This window comes from Neisseria sp. P0019.S003 (genome assembly GCF_051957115.1).
Lineage (GTDB): Bacteria > Pseudomonadota > Gammaproteobacteria > Burkholderiales > Neisseriaceae > Neisseria > Neisseria flavescens_D.
The window spans coordinates 70,832-84,885 of sequence record NZ_JBQCWT010000002.1 but is presented as its reverse complement, the minus strand read 5'-3'; the positions used below and the strand labels follow the sequence as shown (position 1 = coordinate 84,885).

The following is a 14,054-nucleotide window of genomic DNA, read 5'->3' as shown; positions in this document are numbered from 1 at the left end:
AACACATTTCAGACGGCCTGATCTTTTACTGATTACTCGATATAAGTAAACTTCGCACGTTTGATATTGCAGAGGATCTCGTACGGAATCATACCGGCAACTTCGGAAACTTCATTAATATTAATCACATCGCCCCAAAGCTCAACTTCCGCGCCCAAGCCCTCTTTCGAGGCTTCAAGTTCGACCGTAATCATATCCATAGACACCCTGCCGATAATACGGCTGCGTTTGCCATCGATGGCAACTGGAGAATTAGTGGAAGCGCGACGCGGATAACCGTCGGCATAGCCGCAGGCAATCAAACCGACACGGGTGGATTTGCTGGTGTAGAACGTTGCGCCGTAACCAATCGGAGAATGCGGCTGCAACACGCGTTCGCCGAAAACGTGGGAAGTCAGACGCATAACAGGTTTCAAACGCTCATCCACGCCGCCGAAAGGCGAAATGCCATACAAGGCCAGACCGGCACGACCCCAATCGCGGCGCGCTTCAGGCACGTTCAAAATCGCGGCGGAATTGGCCAAGCTCTCTTCGCCTTCCAAACCCTCACACGCCAAATCAAACGCTTCAAGCTGCATTTCGGTCATGCCGTTTTCCGGCTCGTCCGCGCAGGAAAAATGGCTGAATTTCACAATGTTTTCAACTGATTCGGATTGTTTCAATGCAGTATAGGCCGCGGCATAGTTATGCGGAAAGAAACCGGCACGGTGCATACCTGAGTCCATTTTCAGCCATACGGTTGTCGAACGTTGCCACTCATGATGTACAAACGCCTCCAACTGCCATTGGCTGCCGATTGCCGGCCACAAATCATAACGGTCAACATCCGCATACTCCGCAGCCTCAAATACGCCTTCCAACAAAACAATCGGGTTTTTAATGCCGTTTTGGCGCAGCTCCACGCCTTCATCTACCGTTGCCACCGCAAAGCCGTCGGCAATATCTGCCAACGCGTGTGCACATCTGACCGCTCCATGCCCGTAAGCATCGGCCTTAATCACAGCCAACAATTTATTGCCATGCAACTCTTTGAGAAAACGATAATTTTGACGTAAATTATCCAAACGGATTTGCGCATTGAGCGGACGCATAATGTATTCCTCTTATCGACATTCCGTTTCAGACGGCATGCCCCATTACTTTGAAGTAAATATTATAGGTCAAAAACTACACAAGATTCCATGAAAGACACAAGAATAATCTATTCATAATTTAGACCTCATACGCGCCTTTAGGCATTTATGCTTCTTCTCAGCCTGTTTTAAGGTTATGATTCAATCCAAATGAAAACGACAGACATCAAGGCCATGAAAGAACTCGACAAAACCGACTTAAAAATTCTCAAGCTCCTACAACAAAACGCACGTATCCCCATGACCGAATTGGCTGAAAAAGTCGGCCTCTCCACCACGCCGGTAACCGAACGCGTCCGCCGCTTGGAACGCGACAACCTTATCACCGGCTATCACGCCCATCTGAATCCTCATGCTTTAGGCCAAAGCCTCTTGGTCTTTGTCGAGCTGAAACTGCGTTCCAAATCCGGCAATATTTTTGAAGACTTCAAACGCGAAGTACTGAAGATTCCGCAAATTCTGGAATGCCACTTGGTCTCTGGCGAATACGACTACCTTATCAAAGTCCGCCTGCCCAATATGTCCGCCTATCGCGATATGCTCGGCAACATCCTGCTGCAACTGCCGGCTGCGTCCGAAAGCCGCAGCTATGTTGTCATGGAAGAAGTCAAAGAAGAAGTAGTATTAGACATCTAATTCTATTCAACACACAAAGGCCGTCTGAAAGATTACAACATTCAGACGGCCTTTATTTTAAATAGGCAAAAAAATGCACACATCCGACAGAATGTGTGCCAAGTCTACAAAGGAGAAATAGAGGAGAAACTATTAACTGACTACTCGAACCAGCTAACGAAACGAATTATGCAACAAGATATTCAACCGTGCAAGTATTTTTCTTGTAAAGTTTCTTAATTATTCGATTTACAGATCTTAAATGTAATCATGTTTCAATGTAGATAAAAAAATGCGCATACCGTCTCGATATGCGCCAAGTCTACAAAGGAGAAATAGAGGAGAAAAATCAAGCTGCATCAAGCAACTCAACGGCGCGAATTATCCTAGCCTTCTACCCTCCTGTCAACTGTTTTCCTATCTATTTTCAAGTATTTTGCTAAAAAACAACAAATCTGCTATTCCCCTCTTTTTCTTGCTATTTTCGCCCATATATAAAAAGAATTTAGGGCCGTCTGAAACATATATTGCTACTAAAGATAAACGGCTCCATACTCACACATTCATAGTCCATATCAACCCGACCCAAAGACCATGACCACCCCACTTTCCCTTGCCGTCGTCGGCCATACCAACACAGGCAAAACCTCGCTCTTACGTACGCTTTTGCGCGACAGTACCTTTGGCGAAGTGAAAAACGCGCCCTCTACCACGCGCCATGTCGAAGAAGCTCTTATCAACGACGGCGACGACAGCTTGGTTTATCTCTATGACACACCCGGCCTTGAAGATGCCGGCGGCGTGTTGGATTGGCTGGAAACACACACATCTGCACGCGATGACGGTATCGAACGCATCCAACAATTCCTCAGCAATCATGAAGCGCATCACGAATTCAACCAAGAGACCAAAGTGCTGCGCCAAGTCATGCAAAGCGATATGGCCATGTACGTCATCGATGCGCGGGAACCCGTCCTCGACAAATACAAAGACGAGCTGACCATTTTGTCTTGGTGCGCCAAGCCCATCATGCCCGTGTTCAACTTCACCCAAAATCAAGACCTGAGCGCTTGGACCAATATGCTCGCCCGCAGAAACCTGCATGTTTACGCCGGTTTCGATACCGTTGCCTTCGACTTTGAAGGCGAAATCCGATTATGGGACAACCTTGCCACCATGTTACCTAAGCGCGACATCCTCGACCGCCTCATCAATATGCGCCGGCGCGAGTGGCAACGGCTGGATACGGAAGCGCGCCGTGAAATTGCCGATTTTCTGCTGGATGCCGCCGCATTTACCCAAGAAATTGCCGAAAACGACGACCCTGCCCCGACTTTGGAAGTCATGCAATCGGAAATTCGCCAACTTGAGCGGCAAATGCAACAACGCCTGTTCACACTTTACCGCTTCTATCACGACGAAGTCGGCAGCGACAGCACATGGATGCCCAAAGCCTTCAAACAAGATCCGTTTGACAGCGAATTGCTCAAACATTACGGCATCCGTACCGGTACCGGCGCAACCGCAGGTGCGCTCATCGGCTTAGGCTTGGACATTGCCACGCTCGGCGGCTCACTTGGTTTGGGTACGGCCATCGGCGGACTATTGGGCGGTATTTTACCCAATGCTCAAGACATCACCGACAAAATTAACGGCCGACAAACCCTGCATACCGATCCGGAAACCCTTACCCTACTCGCCGCACGCGCACTGGATTTATTGCACGTCTTGCAAACGCGCGGCCATGCGGCTCAATCGCATATCGAGCTAAAAGAACGCAAAGCGCCATGGAATGCGGCCAAATTGCCAAGCGAACTCAACAAAGCACGAAGCAACCGCAAATGGTCTTCGCTCAACACACACCAGCCCGAAGCCAGCCGTAACGAACGCGCAGCCTATGCCGCCACTTTAAGCGAGAAATTGAAAGCTTAGAATTGCCGCATAACAAAAAGGCTGTCTGAAATCCAAATGTTTCAGACGGCCTTTTAATCTTAGCAGGCAAATATTTATTCGGCAGCTTTGGTCTCACGTTTCAAACCGCCGCCAAGTGCTTTATACAAGTCGGCAAGGTTTTCCAGACGGGTCAACTGATTGGCTAAAAGAGCAGTATCCGCGCTGTAACTGCTGCGCTCGGCATCCAGCAAATCCAATGCACTGGATACGCCATGTTTGTAGCGCAGGCTGATGAGGCGCAGGCTGTCATTATAGGCGCGGCTTTGCTTGCTCAACGCTTCATAGCTTTTATCCAGCTGTTCGCGCGCAACCAAAGCATTGGAAACGTCTTTGAATGCGGATTGAACAGCGGCTTCATAAGCAACGATTTGTGCCTGTTGGCGCAGTTTGGCTACATCAAGATTGGCTTTGTTTGTGCCCCAGTCAAAGATAGGCAGAGTGATGGATGGTGCAAAAGCCCAAATACCTGTACCGCTCTTAAACAGGCCACTCAACTCGCCGGAAGCTGTACCGACCGAACCGGTCAGGCTGATGCGTGGGAAAAACGCCGCACGAGCCGCACCAATATTGGCATTGGCTTGTTTGAGCGCGTGTTCGGCCGCACGGATATCCGGACGGTTGAGCAACACGTCCGAACTCAAACCGGCAGGCAGTTTGGTCAATTTGAACTGCTTGCTCAAAGGTAGACCGGCAGGCAGGTCTTCAGGCAAAGGTTGATTAATCAGCATGGCCAAAGAATTGCGCGCTTGCTCGCGGTTTTTCACCGCAGATGCGTAATCCGCTTTGGCTGATTCAATCAGGGCTTCCTGTTGGCGCAAATCAACGGCGGAAATCACACCGGCCTTATGGCGTAATTGCGAGAGCTTGTAAGTCGCTTCACGGGTTTGCAACACGCGTTGAGCCAATGCCATGGTTTCTTCAGCGTAGCGTTCGTTAAAGTAGGCTTTGGCAACGGTAGAAATCAAGGTCAAATGGGCGGCATCGCGGTTGGCGGCCACATTGAAATAACCTTGCAACGCGGCTTCGCTGGTGCTGCGGACACGACCGAAAAGGTCAAGTTCATAAGAGGCTGCGCCCAAACCCACGCTGTATTGGCTGCTGACGCTTCCGCCGCTCAAGCTGCCTTGGCGCGAACCCGTACCGCTGGCATTGACGGTTGGCAACAAATTATTACGCGCAATCATATATTGCTTGCGGTAGATTTCCGCATTCAGTGCGGCTGTACGCAAATCGGTATTGCGTTCCAATGCGATGTCGATCAGGCGGTGAAGGCGCGGATCGGCAAAGTAATCCTGCCAACCCAATTCGGCGGCACGGATACCGTCGTCAACGGCGTCGTATTTAAACGTATCGGCAACGGCAACTTGAGGCTGCTCATATTTCGGCATCATGGTACAGGCCGACAAAGCCACAGCAGCGGCAACGGCGGTCAGTACAGGTTTGAATGTAATCTTCTTCATTTTAGAATCCTTTAGCATTTTGAGGCCGTCTGAAAATTTTCAGACGGCCTTTGCTTTAGTGCTTGTCTGAATCGTGTTTACCGTCTTCAATCATGCCGGCTTCAGCGGCGTGTTTGGCGGCCATCTCATGCTCGTGTGCAGTTTCTTTAAAGAATTTACGCACAACCACATAGAACAAAGGCACAAGGAACACGGACAGAATCGTACCGATCAACATACCCCAGAACACGGTCGTACCAATCGCACGTTGGCTGGCGGAGCTGGCGCCGCTGGCAACATAGAGCGGTACCACGCCCAAGATGAAGGCGAACGAAGTCATGATAATCGGACGGAAACGCAGGTGTGCGGCAGCAAGCGCAGCTTCAAGCGCGCTCTTGCCTTGCGCTTGCAGGTCTTTGGCAAACTCGATAATCAAAATCGCGTTTTTCGCACTCAAACCCATCACCGTAACGAAACCGACTTGGAAGTAGATATCGTTGGCGTATGCCGGAATACTACCCAGCAGTGCTTCAAACATGTTACGGCCGGTTACGCCCAATGCCGCGCCAATCAAGCCCAACGGAATCACAAGGATAACCGCCAACGGGATAGACCAGCTTTCGTATAAAGCAGCCAATACCAAGAATACAGCGGCAGCGGCCAATGCGTACAACACGACAGTTTGCGAGCCGCCTTTAGCCTCTTCACGAGACTGACCGCCCCATTCCAGACTGTAACCGCCGCCCATTTCATCAACCATTTGCTGTACCGCAGCCATGGCTTGACCGGAAGATACGCCATTAACAGGAGAGCCGGAAAGCTCCATTGCCGGATAACCATTGAAGCGGACGCTTTGTTCCATACCGTTTTCCCAAGAAACAGTAGCAATGGTAGAAAGCGGTACGGCCACGCCGGATTTATTCGGTACAGTCAGGTTCAGAATATCGGCAGGCTGCATACGGGCACTCGCATCAGCTTGTACCATTACGCGTTGCAGACGGCCTTGATTCGGGAAATCGTTGACATAAGACGAACCCAAAGAAGAAGCCAAAGCAGTACGGATATCAGAGAACGAAATACCTTGTGCGGCTGCGGCGGAACGATTGATGTCGATTTTCAACTGCGGCGCATCTTCCAAACCGCTCGCACGGACGGTACTTGGGTTAAACAAACCGCTTTTGCGCATTTTGTCAATCAACTCATTGCGCTTGGCCAATAATGCGGCATGGCCGCTGTTGTTACGGTCTTGCAGGTAAATCGTCAAGCCGGAGCCTGTACCCAATTCCATAATGGCAGGAGGCACAATCGCCAAACCGAAACCGTCTTTCAGCGTAGCCATCATCATGCCGGTCAACTTACCGGAAATAGAAGTCGCATCGCTGCCCGGAGCAGTACGTTCGCTCCAGTCTTTCAGAATGACAAAGCCCAAAGCCATGTTTTGGCCGGAACCGCTAAAACTAAAGCCGGAAACGGTAATAATGTTCTCGATCTCAGGTACAGATTTCGCCAGTTGAGTGATTTGAGCCAAAGTTGCATCGGTACGCTCTTTGGTCGCGCCGGCAGGCAGCTGTACGCTCAACATCAAGTTACCTTGGTCTTCAGTCGGCAAGAAGGAAGTCGGCAGACGCATAAACAGGAATACGCCCACAACAGTCAAACCAATATAGACAACCATCATGCGTAAAGTCTTGCGCAAGACTTTGGCAACCCAGCCTTCGTAGCCGTGTGTCCAGCTGTCGAATTTTTTGTTAAACCAACCGAAGAAACCTTTTTTCTCTTCGTGATGACCCTTCTGAATCGGTTTGAGCATGGTGGCACACAATGCCGGAGTCAGCGTCAAGGCAAGGAATGCGGAGAAGCCGATAGATGCCGCCATGGTCAAGGCAAACTGTTTGTAAATGTTACCGGTTGCACCGCTAAACATTGCCAGTGGCACAAATACGGACATCAACACGGCAGTAATACCGATAACCGCGCCGGAAATCTGACCCATCGCTTTTTTGGTTGCAGCCTTAGGCGACAGACCTTCGCTCGCCATAATACGCTCAACGTTTTCAACGACCACAATCGCGTCATCGACCACGATACCGATCACCAATACCATCGCAAACATGGTCAATACGTTAATCGACATACCCATGTATGAGATAAAGGCAAAACCGCCCAACAGGGAAATCGGTACAACAATGGTCGGAATCAGCGTATAGCGGATGTTTTGCAGGAAGAGATACATCACCAAGAATACCAAAACAATGGCTTCCAAAAGCGTATGAATCACTTTCTCAATCGAAATTTCCACAAATTTGGAAGTATCGTAAGGAACTTTCCAGCTCATACCGTCTGGGAAATACTTCTGCAAAACCGCCATTTTTTCTTTTACGGCAGTCGCCGTTGCCAAAGCGTTACCGCTGTTGGACAGCATCACTGCCATACCGGTAGTGTTGACGCCGTTCAAACGGGTGGAAGAGGAATAGTCTTCCATACCCAAGCCGACTTTTGCCACATCTTTCAGATAGACATTAGAGCCGTCGGTATTTGATACCAAAATGATGTTGCCGAACTCTTCAGCCGTTCTTAATTGCCCTTCCGCAGTAACGGTCGCCGAAATGGTCTGACCTGCAGCCGCCGGCAAAGAACCGATAGAGCCTGCAGAAATTTGGATATTTTGAGTAGCCAGTGCGTTGGTTACCGTTGCAAAAGACAGGTTGTAGTTTTGCAGTTTTTTCGGATCAACCCAAATACGCATGGCGCGTTGCGCACCAAACAATTGTACCTGCCCTACCCCGTCGATACGCTGCAGTTCAGGAATGATATTGCGCTGGGCGTAATCGTTCATTTCCTCAATGGATTGCTTTTCAGAAGAAAGCATGACCACTTGCAAGAAGTTGGAACGCGCTTTAGATACGGTTACACCATATTGCTGTACGGTAGACGGCAATGTGGACAACACTTCCGACAATTTGTTCTGCACGTCTACCTGCGCCAAATCTTCATTGGTTTCCGGTGTAAACGTCAGACTGACGCTGCCGCTGCCGCTGGAATTGGCAGAAGTCGTCATATAGTCCAAACCTTCCACACCGTACATATTACGTTCGATAACGGCCAGTACGCTGTCTTCCATTACCTGAGCAGAAGCGCCCGGATAAGTAGCGCGCAAAGTAATGGTCGGCGCTGCAACGGACGGATATTGGGAAATCGGCAGTTTTTGAATGCCGAAAATACCCGCTGCGATGATAAAAATCGCAATAACCCATGCAAAAATGGGGCGGTCAATAAAAAACTTAGACATTCATGCGTTCCTTATTTGGCTTCAGATGCAGCTTTAGCTTCAGGCTTGGCCTCGGATGCAGCTTGGCCGTCTGAAACTGCTGGTGTTGCTGCCGCAGCGTTTGCAGGCGGCATCCATTCTTTCGGCGTTACCTTTTTAGCACCCGACATAGCGGCGATACTGATGCCTTCAACAATCACTTTGTCGCCGTCTTTCAAGCCGTCTGTAATAACCCAATTGCTACCTTGCTGTTGGGCAACGGTCACGACACGCGCTTCCATTTCGCTCTTGTCATTCACCACCATCACCGTATCTTGCGAACCGCGGGTAACTGCTTGTTGCGGCACTACAAATGCATTATCCACAGCAACTTGTTCCATCAACACGCGCACATACAAGCCCGGCATCAAGATATTTCTGTCATTAGGAATGGCAGCGCGCAAGGTAATTTGACCAGTCGTTTCGTTAACAGTCGGATCTGCAAACAGCAGACGGCCTTTTTCAGGGTAAACCGTACCGTCGTCAAATTTGATGTCCACTGCAATCGCACCGTTTGCCGCCAACAATTTGCCTTCGGCAACCTGTTGACGCAGTTTCATGACCTCACTCGCAGACTGGGTAACATTGACATACATCGGATTGGTTTGTTGGATGGTGGCTAAAACAGTGGTATCGCCGGAATTCAGCAGCGTACCTTCAGAAACTTTAGATTGACCGATAAAGCCGGAAATCGGCGCAGTAATGCGGGAGCGGTTCAGGCTGATACCGGCAGATTTGATGGCTGCTTGAGCGGATTTGACGCCTGCCTCTGCCGAACGCTTGGCCGTTACGGCCGCATCATATTCTTGTTGGCTGATGGCATCGGCGGCAACCAGCGGTTTGTAGCGGGCTAAGTCGGCATTCGCTTTAGCCAAAGTAGCTTGCGCACTCGCCAACTGGGCGTGTGCGCTTTCTAAGTTTGCTTCATAAGATGAGCTGTCGATTTGGTACAAAGGCTGACCGGCTTGCACATAACTGCCCTCTTGGAACAGGCGTTTTTGCAGAATACCGCCGACTTGGGCGCGAACTTCGGCAGTACGCAATGATTCCAGACGGCCCGGCAACTCGGTTGTTAATGCAACGGTTTCCGGATGCACAGTGACCACGCGCACTTCAGGTGCAGGTTGTTTTTGCTGTTGCTGACTGCCTTGCGCCTGTTGGCCGGCTGCTTTTTCATCGCCTTTGTCGCAAGCGGAAAGCGCCAACGCAGTAGCTGCTGCAATTGCCGCGACACGCATCATTTTAGAAGCATAAAGAGCCATAATTTTCCTATCTCTATGATAAATAAGGGTTTGACTAATTAAAAATTGATTACTTTAATCTCATATTTCGCAAATAGAAATTGCCTGCTTTTATGAAAAACAGGCTGATTATATAGTGTTGAGAAACACTATCAAGTATTGAATTGAATTATACATACATTCTTGCATGTTCAGAAGTAATTTTTTATAATCCGAACCATAAATTTACATTTCCTACAAAACAACTATGAGAAGAACCAAAACCGAAGCCTTAAAAACCAAAGAATATCTCATGCTTGCCGCATTGGATACGTTTTATCAAAAAGGCATTGCCCGCACCTCGCTTAACGAAATCGCCCAAGCCGCAGGCGTAACGCGCGGCGCGCTGTATTGGCATTTCAAAAACAAAGAAGATTTGTTTGACGCCTTGTTCCAACGGATTTGCGACGACATCGAAAATTGCATAAAAGAAGACTCGAACAACAATAACGAACAGGCTTGGTCAAGCTTCCGACTGACTCTGACCCGTTTTTTCGAGCGCCTGCAACACAACGAGCTTCATTATAAATTCCACAGCATTTTGTTTTTAAAATGCGAACACACCGAGCAAAACGAGGCGGTCATTGCCATCGCTAAAAAACACCAATCGCTATGGCGTGAAAAAATCGTTGCCGTCCTGACTGATGCGGTACAACAAAAAGCGTTGGCGGATAATTTGGATATCGATATGGCGGTCATCTTCATCAAGTCTTCATTAGACGGCTTGATTTGGCGCTGGCTTTCTTCAGGTCAAGGCTTCGATTTGGCACAAACTGCCCCACGCATGATTGAAATCATCATTGATACATTGGAAAACCATCCGCAATTAAGAAAACAATCATAAACATCAAAAATAAAAGGCCGTCTGAAACATTAAAAGTTTCAGACGGCCTTTTGGTTCAAACCTAATTAACGCGTTACCGGTTTGTAACGGATACGTTTCGGTTTTGCGCCCTCTTCGCCCAAACGGCGTTTCTTGTCGGCTTCGTATTCCTGATAGTTGCCGTCAAAGAACACCCATTTAGAGTCGCCTTCACAAGCCAAGATATGCGTAGCAATACGGTCGAGGAACCAGCGGTCGTGCGAAATCACCATCACGCTGCCGGCAAATTCCAGCAATGCATCTTCCAGCGCGCGCAGGGTTTCTACGTCGAGGTCGTTAGACGGCTCGTCCAACAGCAACACATTGCCGCCGCTCAACAAGGTTTTTGCTAAGTGCAGACGACCGCGTTCGCCGCCAGACAATTGACCTGCGATTTTGCTTTGGTCGCTGCCTTTGAAGTTGAAGCGTCCCAAATATTGGCGGGCTGGAATTTCAAACTGACCAACCTGCAAAATGTCGCGGCCTTCGGCGATGTTGTCGAACACGGTTTTGTCGTTTTGCAAACCTTCGCGGCTTTGGTCAATCAAGCTCATTTTCACGGTTTGGCCGATTTTCACTTCGCCGGAATCAGGCTGCTCTTTGCCCGAAATCATTTTGAACAGCGTCGATTTACCTGCGCCGTTCGGGCCGATAATGCCGACAATCGCGCCAGCAGGTACTTTGAAGCTCAAATCGTCAATCAGCACTTTATCGCCGAACGATTTGGAAACATTCACAAATTCAATTACTTCGTTACCCAAACGCTCGGCAACAGGGATAAAGATTTCCTGAGTTTCGTTGCGTTTTTGGTATTCGTAGTTGCTCATTTCTTCAAAACGAGCCAAACGCGCTTTAGACTTGGCTTGGCGGCCTTTGGCATTTTGGCGCACCCATTCCAATTCCTGCTTCATCGCCTTCACGCGTGCAGCTTCGGATTTCGCCTCGTTTTCCAAACGTTTTTCTTTCTGCTCCAGCCAAGACGAGTAATTGCCTTTCCACGGGATACCGTGCCCGCGGTCGAGTTCCAAAATCCATTCAGCGGCGTTGTCGAGGAAGTAGCGGTCGTGCGTTACCGCAACCACGGTACCTGGGAAGCGTACCAAGAATTGCTCCAGCCATTCGACAGATTCCGCGTCCAAGTGGTTGGTCGGCTCGTCAAGCAAAAGCATATCGGGCTTGCTCAATAAGAGTTTGCACAAAGCCACACGGCGTTTTTCACCGCCGGACAAATTGCCGATCTTGGCATCCCAATCAGGCAGGCGCAACGCGTCGGCAGCAATTTCCAATTCATGCTCTGCACCGCCGCCGGTAGATGAACCTGCCGCAATAATTGCTTCCAGACGGCCTTGTTCTTCCGCCAACGCGTCAAAATCCGCATCAGGATTGGCATACTCGGCATACACTTCTTCCAAGCGTTTCTGCGCGGCAGCTACTTCGCCCAAACCGCTTTCCACTTCCTCGCGCACGGTTTTCTCAGGATCAAGCTCGGGCTCTTGCGGCAGGTAGCCGATTTTAATGCCACCCATTGGTACGGCTTCGCCCTCAAATTCTTTATCCACACCCGCCATAATCCGCAGTACAGTAGATTTACCCGCACCGTTCAAACCGAGCAAACCGATTTTTGCACCGGGGAAAAATGAAAGGGAAATGTCTTTAATAATGGTTTTCTGCGGCGGCACAACCTTGCTCACGCGCAGCATAGAATAGACGTATTGTTGGGACATAGTTTTCTCGTTTCCGTCAAACAAATTTCAGACGGCCCATTTTAACCTATTGCCCAAATACTTGCTTGTTCAAATGCCGTCTGAAAATAGAAATAAGCATCAACATATACACCGAGCCGAACCGATGCCCTCATTGCCCGACGGTATCAATGCCAAACCGCAGAAAATTTGATTTAAGCCAGTTTATCCTTGAACTGGCATTGCCAATATCCGGCGCACTTCATAAAATGCACCCATATCCTTGAAAGTACGCACACAAACAATAACGACAGAGAACACCACACCAAGGAACATTTCAGATTTCTCAATAAAAATACTTTTTAAAAAAAGGATTTACCTCATGTCGGAACATACGCAAAAAACAGCAAAACAAGGTTTGCCGTCACTGGCAAAAAGTACGATTTGGATGCTGAGCTTCGGCTATCTAGGCGTTCAGACGGCCTTTACCCTGCAAAGCTCACAAATGAGCCGAATTTTTCAAACTTTAGGCGCTGACCCACACAATTTGGGCTGGTTTTTCATTCTGCCGCCGCTGGCCGGTATGTTGGTTCAGCCGATTGTGGGCTACTACTCAGACCGCACTTGGATGCCGCGCTTGGGTGGCCGCCGTCTGCCCTATCTGCTTTATGGCACACTGATTGCGGTTATCGTCATGATTCTGATGCCGAACTCAGGCAGCTTCGGTTTTGGCTACGCTTCTTTGGCAGCTTTGTCGTTTGGCGCGCTGATGATTGCGCTGTTGGACGTGTCCTCCAATATGGCAATGCAGCCGTTTAAGATGATGGTCGGCGACATGGTCAACGAAGAGCAAAAAGGCTACGCCTACGGCATTCAAAGTTTCTTAGCCAATACAGGCGCAGTCGTTGCCGCCATCTTGCCATTCGTCTTTGCCTATATCGGCTTAGAAAACACGGCAGAAAAAGGCGTCGTGCCGCAGACCGTGGTCGTAGCATTCTATGTGGGCGCAGCGTTGCTGATTATTACCAGTGCGTTCACCATCTTCAAAGTCAAAGAATACGATCCGGAAACCTACGCCCGCTATCACGGCATCGATGTCGCCGCGAATCAGGAAAAAGCCAACTGGCTCGAACTTTTGAAAACCGCGCCTAAAGCGTTTTGGACGGTGACTTTGGTGCAATTCTTCTGCTGGTTCGCCTTCCAATATATGTGGACTTACTCGGCAGGCGCGATTGCAGAAAACGTTTGGCAGACAACTGATGCCTCCTCCGTAGGCTACCAAGAAGCAGGCAACTGGTACGGCGTTTTGGCGGCGGTGCAATCCATTGCTGCCGTTATCTGCTCGTTTATTCTGGCAAAAGTACCGAATAAATACCATAAAGTTGGTTATTTCGGTTGCTTGGCTTTGGGTGCACTCGGTTTCTTCTCCGTTTTCTTCATCAGCAATCAATACGCGCTAGTGTTGTCTTATACCTTAATCGGTATTGCGTGGGCCGGTATCATTACCTATCCTTTGACGATTGTGACCAATGCCCTCTCCGGCAAACACATGGGTACTTATTTGGGTCTGTTTAACGGCTCTATCTGTATGCCGCAAATCGTCGCCTCCCTGCTGAGCTTTATCCTCTTCCCTATACTAGGCAGCCATCAGGCAACCATGTTCTTGGTTGCAGGCGCGGTCTTGCTGCTGGGAGCCTTCTCAGTATGTCTGATTAAAGAGACCCACGGCGAATAATCCATCAATACCATCGGCAAAGGCCGTCTGAAACCTTTGCCGAACTTA

The 14,054-nt window shown here is 49.3% G+C and carries 9 protein-coding genes; 4 read left to right on the top strand and 5 right to left on the bottom strand.

Features of this window, described 5'->3' with window-relative positions; genetic code table 11:
* Positions 1–32 precede the first annotated feature (32 nt).
* Positions 33–1,091 carry an alanine racemase gene (alr, locus tag ACTHTS_RS03500; RefSeq protein WP_440369233.1) on the bottom strand — a complete coding sequence of 353 codons (1,059 nt, stop codon included), beginning with the start codon at positions 1,089–1,091 and terminating at the stop codon, positions 33–35.
* Between the two features lie 216 nt (positions 1,092–1,307).
* On the opposite strand from alr, the gene ACTHTS_RS03495 reads away from it, so the two are divergent.
* On the top strand, positions 1,308–1,769 hold the full coding sequence (locus tag ACTHTS_RS03495; RefSeq protein WP_079453694.1) for a winged helix-turn-helix transcriptional regulator: 462 nt from the start codon (positions 1,308–1,310) through the stop codon (positions 1,767–1,769).
* A gap of 573 nt (positions 1,770–2,342) precedes the next feature.
* The gene (locus tag ACTHTS_RS03490) at positions 2,343–3,680 is read left to right on the top strand and encodes a GTPase/DUF3482 domain-containing protein (protein ID WP_440369232.1); all 1,338 of its coding nucleotides are present in this window, start codon (positions 2,343–2,345) and stop codon (positions 3,678–3,680) included.
* A gap of 74 nt (positions 3,681–3,754) precedes the next feature.
* Here the strand turns inward: ACTHTS_RS03490 and ACTHTS_RS03485 are convergent, their stop codons facing one another.
* Genes ACTHTS_RS03485 through ACTHTS_RS03475 form a run of 3 tightly spaced genes read right to left on the bottom strand, consistent with a single transcriptional unit; the run spans position 3,755 to position 9,709 of the window.
* Complete coding sequence (locus ACTHTS_RS03485; protein ID WP_440369231.1) at positions 3,755–5,161, bottom strand: efflux transporter outer membrane subunit; 1,407 nt, start codon at positions 5,159–5,161, stop codon at positions 3,755–3,757.
* 55 nt (positions 5,162–5,216) lie between these two features.
* Positions 5,217–8,429, bottom strand: coding sequence for an efflux RND transporter permease subunit (locus ACTHTS_RS03480; RefSeq protein WP_440369230.1), 3,213 nt, complete (start codon positions 8,427–8,429; stop codon positions 5,217–5,219).
* 11 nt (positions 8,430–8,440) lie between these two features.
* Positions 8,441–9,709, bottom strand: coding sequence for an efflux RND transporter periplasmic adaptor subunit (locus tag ACTHTS_RS03475; protein WP_440369229.1), 1,269 nt, complete (start codon positions 9,707–9,709; stop codon positions 8,441–8,443).
* A 226-nt stretch (positions 9,710–9,935) separates the two neighbouring features.
* Between ACTHTS_RS03475 and mtrR the strand changes: the two genes are divergently transcribed.
* Positions 9,936–10,571 (top strand): multidrug efflux system transcriptional repressor MtrR, encoded by a 636-nt coding sequence (mtrR, locus tag ACTHTS_RS03470; RefSeq protein ID WP_440369228.1) that lies wholly within the window; start codon positions 9,936–9,938, stop codon positions 10,569–10,571.
* Between the two features lie 65 nt (positions 10,572–10,636).
* Here the strand turns inward: mtrR and ettA are convergent, their stop codons facing one another.
* The gene (gene ettA / locus ACTHTS_RS03465) at positions 10,637–12,313 is read right to left on the bottom strand and encodes an energy-dependent translational throttle protein EttA (RefSeq protein WP_003747462.1); all 1,677 of its coding nucleotides are present in this window, start codon (positions 12,311–12,313) and stop codon (positions 10,637–10,639) included.
* 340 nt (positions 12,314–12,653) lie between these two features.
* Between ettA and ACTHTS_RS03460 the strand changes: the two genes are divergently transcribed.
* Entirely contained in the window at positions 12,654–14,006 is a 1,353-nt protein-coding gene (locus ACTHTS_RS03460) for an SLC45 family MFS transporter (RefSeq protein WP_440369227.1), read from the top strand.
* The last annotated feature ends 48 nt before the right edge of the window (positions 14,007–14,054 follow it).